This window comes from Marinobacter sp. UBA5687 (assembly GCF_002420325.1).
Lineage (GTDB): Bacteria > Pseudomonadota > Gammaproteobacteria > Pseudomonadales > Oleiphilaceae > Marinobacter > Marinobacter nauticus.
The window spans coordinates 21,099-29,168 of the sequence record NZ_DIHV01000089.1 but is presented as its reverse complement, the minus strand read 5'-3'; the positions used below and the strand labels follow the sequence as shown (position 1 = coordinate 29,168).

The following is an 8,070-nucleotide window of genomic DNA, read 5'->3' as shown; positions in this document are numbered from 1 at the left end:
TGCTGGTGCTTCACGGCATGGCGCCGTAGCACAACCACACCCTCGTCAAAGGCTTCCACTGTCGGTTGATCATTCAACCCGGAAAACAGATCTGGCGTCATAAGCCACCCGTTTATCTTCTGAAATCAGAATAACGCCCGCAGAGCGTCTACACTTAGAGAACCCTTCATCCGTCGTTGGATCCCGACGCTGTGAGACAGACAAAACCGCCACACAACAAACAGACCGCCCGGGTATCACTGGCATTCCTGATTGCGTCTGCCATCACCCTGGGAATGCTGATACTGGCCATCACACTGGTGGCCCAGAGTTATCGGGGCATGGAACAGGCCAAGGTCACCGCTGCCGCCGCCACTGCTCGACAGCTGGCTCTCAGCGTGGACGATCGTATCAATGCCATTACCCAACCGCCGGCTACGGCGCTGGCCTTGTTGCGGCACGACCCACTCACCCAGAGTTCCACCCTTGAGCAACGACTACAACGCCTTCCGGTGATTGCCGATGTGCTCACCAGCAGCGATATTGTCAGTGCGGTATACGCAGGCTATGACAATGGCGATTTTTTCCTGTTCCGTAAGATTCGCAGTTCGGGCTCACTCCAGTTTCCGGACGCCCCCGCAACCAGTCGCTATCTGCTGCAAAGCCTGGAATACCAGGGCAACCTGCGCAAGGGCATCTGGCAATTCTATAACAGCGACCTGGAACTGCTCGAACGCCGCTCGCTGCCGGATTACGACTATGATCCCCGCCAGCGCCCCTGGTATCAGGCAGCCAGGGCCGGAGATTCGCTCCAGCTATCAGCGCCTTATGTGTTTTTCACCACCCAGGAAACCGGGCTGACCCTGTCTCAGAGGGCCGCCAGTATCCCGGGTACCGTGCTGGGTGTTGATGTCACCGTGACCGACCTGGGCTCGCAACTGGCGGAGCTGAAACAGACCGCAGGCAGCCGGCTGGCCATTGTCAGCGCTTCCGGGGAACTCCTTGCAGACGCCGACGGTAATACCGAACCCGATGCCGTGATCCGCCAGGTGCTTGAGCCGGGCACCAACCGGGAAATCCGCCGCTTTCAGCAGCAGGGCCGTGACTGGTATGGCATGGCCGAGCAACTTGGAACCCTGCCCGATGAATCACTCTCAGTAGTTGTCGCCATTCCCTCGGATGAACTGCTGGCCGATGTCTGGGCCGCCCTTGCCCGACAGACCGCGATCGCCGGCGCCATAGCGCTTCTGCTGTTGATACTTGGCTGGTTTATGGGGCGCCAGGTGGGCAAACCCCTTGAACGCCTGACCGACCGGGTCAGCAGCCTCTCCCGCTTCCGCTTTGACACGCCAATCCGCTCGGAGTCCCATATCCGGGAAGCCTCGGAACTCAGCATTGCCCTGGATGACATGGCCCGCACCATCCGAAGCTTCCAGAACATCGCCACGGTGCTCAACCGGGGCCAGGACCTGAACCAGTTGTTACGCGACATTCTTGATCAGATCATCGCCATCGTCAGCCAGGAACGGGGCGCTATTTACCTGTACAGCAGCCATGAACATAAGCTCGACCTGGCTGTTAACCGCGGACTTGAACTGCCCGCCAGCCTGCCAGCCATCAACCAGGCGGCAGACGATAACGAGATCATTCGCCAGCTCAGAAACCACATATCCGGCCACCCGGTGTTTGCCATCCTGCGTAATCGACGCAAGAAACTCATTGGTGCATTGATCATCGAAATGGAAGTGGGCGACCACACCCACCTCAGTGATGACCTGATTGTTTTCGTGGATGAAATTGCCGGCTCCGCCGCAGTTGCCATCGAAACCCGTGAACTGATCGAAAGCCAGCAGGCCCTGCTCGATGGGTTTATCCGCCTGGTGGCCAGCGCCATTGATGCCAAGTCGCCCTACACCGGCGGCCATTGCGAGCGGGTGCCCAAGCTCGCCCAGATGATCACGGAGGTGGCAGAGCAGGCATCGGAAGGGCCTTTTGCCCATTTCCGCATGAACGAAGACGAACGTTACGAATTTCACCTGGCGGCCTGGTTGCACGACTGCGGCAAGATCACCAGCCCGGAATATGTGGTCGACAAAGCCGTAAAGCTGGAAACCATCTATAACCGCATCCACGAAATCCGGGCCCGCTTTGAAATCCTGCACCGGGATGCCGAGATCCGTTACCTTCAAGCCTGCCTGAATGGAGAAGACCCGACCGAGGCTGCCCGTTACAGAGATGAGGCTCAGGCACAATTGCAGGCTGACTTTGGCTTCCTGGCAAACGCCAATGTGGGCAGTGAGTCCATGTCGGACGAGGATGTAGCGCGCATTCGCCAGATCGGAGCCCAGACCTGGCAACGCCATTTCAGTGACCGACTGGGCCTCTCCGGGGATGAGCAGCAAGCCCTGGCGGATTCTCCGGAAGCGGCACTGCCCGCCACAGAGCCACTGCTGGCAGACAAACCCTGGCATATTCGCACCTGGGGCGACCGGGTGCCTCCGGTCCAGCGGGACGACCCGCGCAATCTCTGGGGCTTTGACATGAAGCTGCCTGAGTATGCCTACAACCGGGGAGAACTCCACAATCTGACCATCCAGTACGGCACCCTGACGGAAGAAGAGCGCTTCCGTATCAACGAACACATCGTGCAGACCATCTGCATGCTGGATGCCCTGCCCCTGCCAGACCGTCTGGCCCGTGTGCCCCGGCTGGCCGGCACTCACCACGAGCGTGTGGACGGCAAGGGCTACCCCTTCGGCCTGAGCGGTGAGGACATGAGCATTCCCGAGAAAATCATGGCCGTGGCTGACATCTTCGAGGCGCTGACCGCCGTGGATCGCCCTTACAAGCAGGGCAAGACACTGTCTGAAGCGCTGAACATCATGGATAACATGACCAGACAGGGCCATATAGACCGGGAGGTATTCCTGCTCTTCGTACGCTCCGGAACCTATCGGCGCTACGGTGCCCAGCACCTGAAGGCCGAGCAGATTGATACCGTGGATGAAAGCCTGTTCATGAAGCCCTGACCAAAAACACGTATATTCTCAGGACTGTTTACTCAACGAAGGATAGAGAATGCTGTTCGCAATCATTTTTGGCGGTCTGATCGGTTATGCCTTTGGTCGATTCCCCGGCTTTCTGGTTGGCGCAGCCATTGGTGCGTTCCTGTTCCAGCGCATGAAAAGCCGACTGCTGGGCAAGCTTCAGGGGCTGCAGGCCGGTTTCATTGAATCCGTGTTCGCGGTGATGGGCGCCCTGTGCAAGGCCGATGGCGTGGTCTCACGGGATGAAATCCAGATGGCAGAGGCCATGTTCGTTCGCTTTCGACTGAACAAATCCCAGAAAGCCATGGCCAAGGAAGCGTTCAACCGGGGTAAGGCATCGGACTTCGACCTGGACGCCGAACTCCAGCGCTTCATGCAGGCTTCCGGCCGCCAGCCGGTGCTGTTGCAGATGTTTCTGCAAGTACAGGTGTCTGCGGTTGCCGCAGACGGGCAGGTGCATCCGGCCGAGCACGAAATGCTGGTTCGTATCGCCCGTGGGCTGGGGCTGCCGGAAAGTCAGGTCGACCAGCTTGAAGCTATGCTGCGTGGTGCCCATGCCGGCCAGGCGGGCGGTACCCGCAATTATTCCAGCAGCCAGCAGATCGATGATGCCTACAAGGTTCTTGGCGTCTCGCCAGAGGCCTCAGACGCCGAGATCAAGCGCGCTTACCGCAAGCTGATGAGTGAAAACCACCCGGACAAACTCGCCGGACGCGGCTTGCCCGAAAGTATGCGGGAAATGGCGGAAGAACGAACCCGTGAAATCAGCCACGCTTACGACGTGATCAAGGAAGCGCGGAACAAAGCGTCCTGAGCCCGACAGTCAGAACCAGCGGGGCACCCGCTTGCAATAGGCCTCGTACTGTTCATCAAAACGCCTGGCCAGGGCTTTCTCTTCCTCCCTGGCCTGGCGCATGATCACCAGCACGCCAGTCACCAGGCACACCAGCGAAAACACGCTGGGCAACGCCAGAAAGAACCCCAACTGCCCCGTCATCACCGCCAGAAACAGCGGGTTCCGGCTGCGACCAAATGGTCCATCGGTCAGAAGGTGCCCACTGACATGCTGGTCATCAATGCCGGAACGCCAGTCCTCATGCATGTAGGCCTGCAGATAGTTCACGGCTGTGTAGGAAACCAGCAGAAGCACAGCCCCGGCCAGTAACACCGGCCAGTGGTACAGCAGGGAGAAAACGCCCAACCAGGCGTCCAGATCAACCCAGATCCTGGCCAGGCAAACCAGCAGAATCGCAGCCCGGAACAGGTTAAAGGTTTGGCGATGCCACCAGGTAGCCGTACCGGCCCTGCCATAATTGATGTGAGAGAAGCCCAATCGTGAATACAGGCCGAGCGTACGGGCCGCAAACTGCAGGCCAATCATCAGGAAAAAAACGCCGAGAAAAACCCGGACAGCTGGCTCGATCAGATCCATTATTCATTCTGGTTCAGTAGGTTGGCAAACAGCTTACTGTGCTTGAGGCTTCATTGAAAGAGACACCGATCAATCCTTTGCTGCCATATTTTGCACCCATTTTGTGACGCCATACCTGAAATGACATATCGTCACGTTTAAGCCTGGGTTATGTTAGTAAGCCTCTGTTTTTGCTTTCAGGAGCCGCCATGAATCAGCCACCCAGTACCCGCTTCCATTGTTTCCGCAACGACGCGATGGCCGACAACGACGCTACTGCACTTGCTGAACGGATTCGTTCAGGCGAGGTTTCGGCGCAGGAAGTGACGGCGGCGGCGATAGAGCGGGCACAGCTGGCGGCGCCGGTGATCAATGGTGTGGTAGCTGAACGTTATCAGCCAGCGCTGACACAGAGCCAGCGACCGGACGCCCAGACTGGCCGCTTTGTCGGTGTACCTACTTATATCAAGGACAACACAGACGTTGAGGGTTTGCCCACCGGGCACGGGTCACAGGCGGTCACGCCCCGGGTGGCGAAAAGAACCAGTCCTTTTGCCGAACAGATGTTGTCCCAGGGCTATATTTGCCTGGGCAAGTCCACACTGCCGGAATTCGGTTTTAACGCCTCAACTGAGCCCGCCCAGGGAGACCCGACACGCAACCCATGGAACCTGGACTATTCCTGTGGCGCTTCATCCGGCGGTGCTGCCGCCCTGGTCGCAGCCGGCGTGGTGCCCATCGCCCACGCCAATGACGGTGGAGGTTCTATCCGGATACCGGCGGCCTGTTGCGGATTGGTGGGCCTGAAGCCGACGAGGGGGCGCGTAGTGGACAATGATGCCGCCCGGGATTTACCCGTCAACATCATCAGTGATGGTGTCGTCACGCGTTCAGTGCGCGATACCGCCGGCTTCCTGGCGTACGCCGAGTCCTGGTTCAAGAACCGGAAACTACCCGCCATCGGGCATGTGCAGGGCCCCTCCGGCCGACAATTGCGCATTGGCCTGGTGCTGGACTCCATCAACGGCCACCCCACCGACCCGGAAACCCGGCTAACCGTGGAGCAGACGGCCCGCTACCTGGAAAAGCTGGGGCACATTATCGAGCCCATGGATGTGCCGGTCGCCAGCTCATTTCCGGATGACTTTGCGCTTTACTGGGGGATGCTCGCGTTCGGTGTAAAAGCCCGCGGTAAGAAGCTCTATCACCCGGATTTCGACAAATCCCGAGTGGACGGCCTGACCAATGGCCTGGACAAAATGTTCCGCCGCCAGTTCTGGCGCCTGCCCGCTGTCATCTGGCGGCTGAAACGCTCTTGGCACGACTATCAGAGGCACATGAATGATTATGACGCGGTGCTGACCCCCGTCCTGGGACATACCACACCGCCACTGGGCCATCTGAACCCCGGCGTACCTTTCGATACCCTGTTCGAACGGCTGACCCGCTATGTGAGTTTTACGCCGCTGGCCAACGCCACAGGTGCTCCGGCTATCGCCTTGCCTATGGGGGAAAGCAGCCAGCACCTGCCCATTTCGGTGCAGTTTATGGGTCGGCATGGCGATGAGCGAACGCTACTTGAAATTGCCTACGCGCTGGAAGCCAACCACCCCTGGCCCACTCTAAGCCAGGCAGCCCGGTCAAATCAGGCCTGACAGACTGCCTGGTCCTGCCCGGCCTGGGTATTTGCAATTACCCGGTTGCGGCCCTCCGCCTTGGCCTGGTAAAGCGCGTCATCGGCGCAGGCAAACAACGCTTTGGTAGCGTCCGCCCGGGCGGGCGCGCAGCTGCAAACACCGATACTGACGGTCAGATGAAGTACCTGATCGGAGACCCGGAAAGCTGTTTTCTGAATCTCCTCGCGGATTCTCTCTGCGACCCGAACGGCGCCCGCTTCCGGAGTGTCTGGCAACAGGACAACAAACTCCTCGCCGCCGTATCGCGCGGCCAGATCCTGCGGCCGGGTGACGTGACGTTTGATGCAGTCGGCGACCATTTTCAGACAATCATCGCCAACGAGATGTCCGTAGGTATCGTTAAAGCTCTTGAAGTGATCAATATCTACCACCAGCAGCGACAGCGTCTCCTCAAACCGATAGGCATGGACCACGTCAGCCTGAAATTTTTTGTCAAAGTGCCCCCGGTTTTTGAGTCCGGTAAGGGGATCCGTCGCACTCAGTTCCAGTAGTTGTTCGTTCAGGGATTCCAGGTCGCGGGTCCGCTCCTGCACCCTCTCTTCCAACAGGGCATTAGCCTCTTGCTGAACACGCAACGATTTTTCCTGGGCCAGTCGAGCTTTGCGTTCCTCACGCAATAACTTCTGCTGGGCCGCAAACGACTTCTTCTTCTCCCGGTTCAGCCTGTCAGCCAGCGCAAGCGATAACAGAATCACGCCAAGGGCCGAGCCAACCTGAGTGGCATTCTCAGTCAGCAGGTTCCTGGGCAGCATGGTAAATTTACTCAGCGCCAATACGATGCCCCCGAACAGCATAAAAACCCAGGCTACCGTGTAATACCGGGCAGCTGGGTCACGCTTCAGCCAGCGCACCACACTCAGCATAAGCATGGTGGAGCATCCTACAAAGGCAACCATAATCGTCGGAAGAATCATCAGCCTGTAGGGAATCAGAAGGCCCGCCAGGGCAAGCAGGCCGGCCGTCATGATCATCGCCATCGTCCACCGGTTCAGCCACGGGTGGTTTTTTCTTGTCACACTGATGAAGCGAATACTGAAGGCTCCCCCGAACAGCACCACCAGATTCAGGAACACAATAATGGATTGGTCGTTCCACCAGGTCGCCTCAGGCCAGAGGTACTGGAACGCCACACCGTGCAGTGACGCCAGGAAAAGCGGCATCGCTGCAATATAGCCAACGTAGTAGAGAAAACTGCGCTCTCCCACAGCCATGAAGACGAAAAGGTTGTAAAGCATCATCACCAGGACGATGCCGTAATAGATCCCCTCAAACAGGCTACGAGCCTGTTCAGCCGCGTAGAAGGCATCCTGCTCCCAGAGCGTCATGGGCACCTGCATAGAGCTGGTGGTGTCCACCCGAAGATAAACCGTTGTGGACGATTCCGGGGGCAGCACCAACGGGACAATGAAATTGCGATGGTGGATCGGCCGATCGTAGAAAGGACGCTTATCCCCAAGGATCAGCGGTTCGAGCAGCTTCCCCCTGACCTCACGGTAGATCTCAATATGGTCCAGGACAGGGTAACCGATCTCCAGAAAATTACTGGCTTCCGATTTCAGCGTGTTGGTGAGCTTTACCCGAAACCAGTAGATATCCTCGCCATACCCCAGACTGACACTGTCACTACCGTTTCGGGTCCAGGCCTGGTCCGGAAGGTTCCGGATGTCAGCAACCGATGGCGACCCTGTCTCCTTCCAGTAATCGACGAACCGTGAAAGCTCAAGGCGTTTGGAAAAGGGCCCCCACTCTCCGGCATCTGCATGGGCAATGGAAGGGAGCACCAAATAAAAGAACAGCGTCAGGAAGACAAAAAGCCGTGGCATAGCAGTCTCGGGCGTCAAACGCACTTGTTATTTGTTATAAGCTTACGACTGAGTATGCACCAAGGTAGCTACAACGTCTGCTGAAAGTACTATTTGTCGCAAATTGACATAAA

At 58.0% G+C, this 8,070-nt stretch carries 5 protein-coding genes; 3 read left to right on the top strand and 2 right to left on the bottom strand.

Features of this window, described 5'->3' with window-relative positions; translation table 11 throughout:
* Positions 1 to 191: 191 nt before the first annotated feature.
* Complete coding sequence (locus B3Y70_RS09585) at positions 192 to 3,008, top strand: HD domain-containing phosphohydrolase (protein WP_226611020.1); 2,817 nt, start codon at positions 192 to 194, stop codon at positions 3,006 to 3,008.
* Positions 3,009 to 3,057: 49 nt separating this feature from the next.
* On the top strand, positions 3,058 to 3,840 hold the full coding sequence (gene djlA / locus B3Y70_RS09580; RefSeq protein ID WP_226611019.1) for a co-chaperone DjlA: 783 nt from the start codon (positions 3,058 to 3,060) through the stop codon (positions 3,838 to 3,840).
* A 9-nt stretch (positions 3,841 to 3,849) separates the two neighbouring features.
* Here djlA and B3Y70_RS09575 read toward each other — a convergent pair whose 3' ends face one another.
* The gene (locus B3Y70_RS09575) at positions 3,850 to 4,458 is read right to left on the bottom strand and encodes a methyltransferase family protein (protein ID WP_226611017.1); all 609 of its coding nucleotides are present in this window, start codon (positions 4,456 to 4,458) and stop codon (positions 3,850 to 3,852) included.
* Between the two features lie 188 nt (positions 4,459 to 4,646).
* On the opposite strand from B3Y70_RS09575, the gene B3Y70_RS09570 reads away from it, so the two are divergent.
* Complete coding sequence (locus B3Y70_RS09570) at positions 4,647 to 6,092, top strand: amidase (RefSeq protein ID WP_226611015.1); 1,446 nt, start codon at positions 4,647 to 4,649, stop codon at positions 6,090 to 6,092.
* On the opposite strand, the gene B3Y70_RS09565 is transcribed toward B3Y70_RS09570, so the two are convergent.
* Complete coding sequence (locus tag B3Y70_RS09565) at positions 6,083 to 7,957, bottom strand: sensor domain-containing diguanylate cyclase (RefSeq protein WP_113878866.1); 1,875 nt, start codon at positions 7,955 to 7,957, stop codon at positions 6,083 to 6,085. The genes B3Y70_RS09570 and B3Y70_RS09565 overlap by 10 nt on opposite strands.
* Between the last annotated feature and the right edge of the window lie 113 nt (positions 7,958 to 8,070).

Bases quoted from the DNA above. Each gene is read 5' to 3' on its own strand.
- B3Y70_RS09575 (WP_226611017.1), bottom strand. From the start codon at position 4,458: ATGGATCTGATCGAGCCAGCTGTCCGGGTTTTTCTCGGCGTTTTTTTC.
- B3Y70_RS09565 (WP_113878866.1), bottom strand. From the start codon at position 7,957: ATGCCACGGCTTTTTGTCTTCCTGACGCTGTTCTTTTATTTGGTGCTC.
- djlA (WP_226611019.1), top strand. From the start codon at position 3,058: ATGCTGTTCGCAATCATTTTTGGCGGTCTGATCGGTTATGCCTTTGGT.
- B3Y70_RS09570 (WP_226611015.1), top strand. From the start codon at position 4,647: ATGAATCAGCCACCCAGTACCCGCTTCCATTGTTTCCGCAACGACGCG.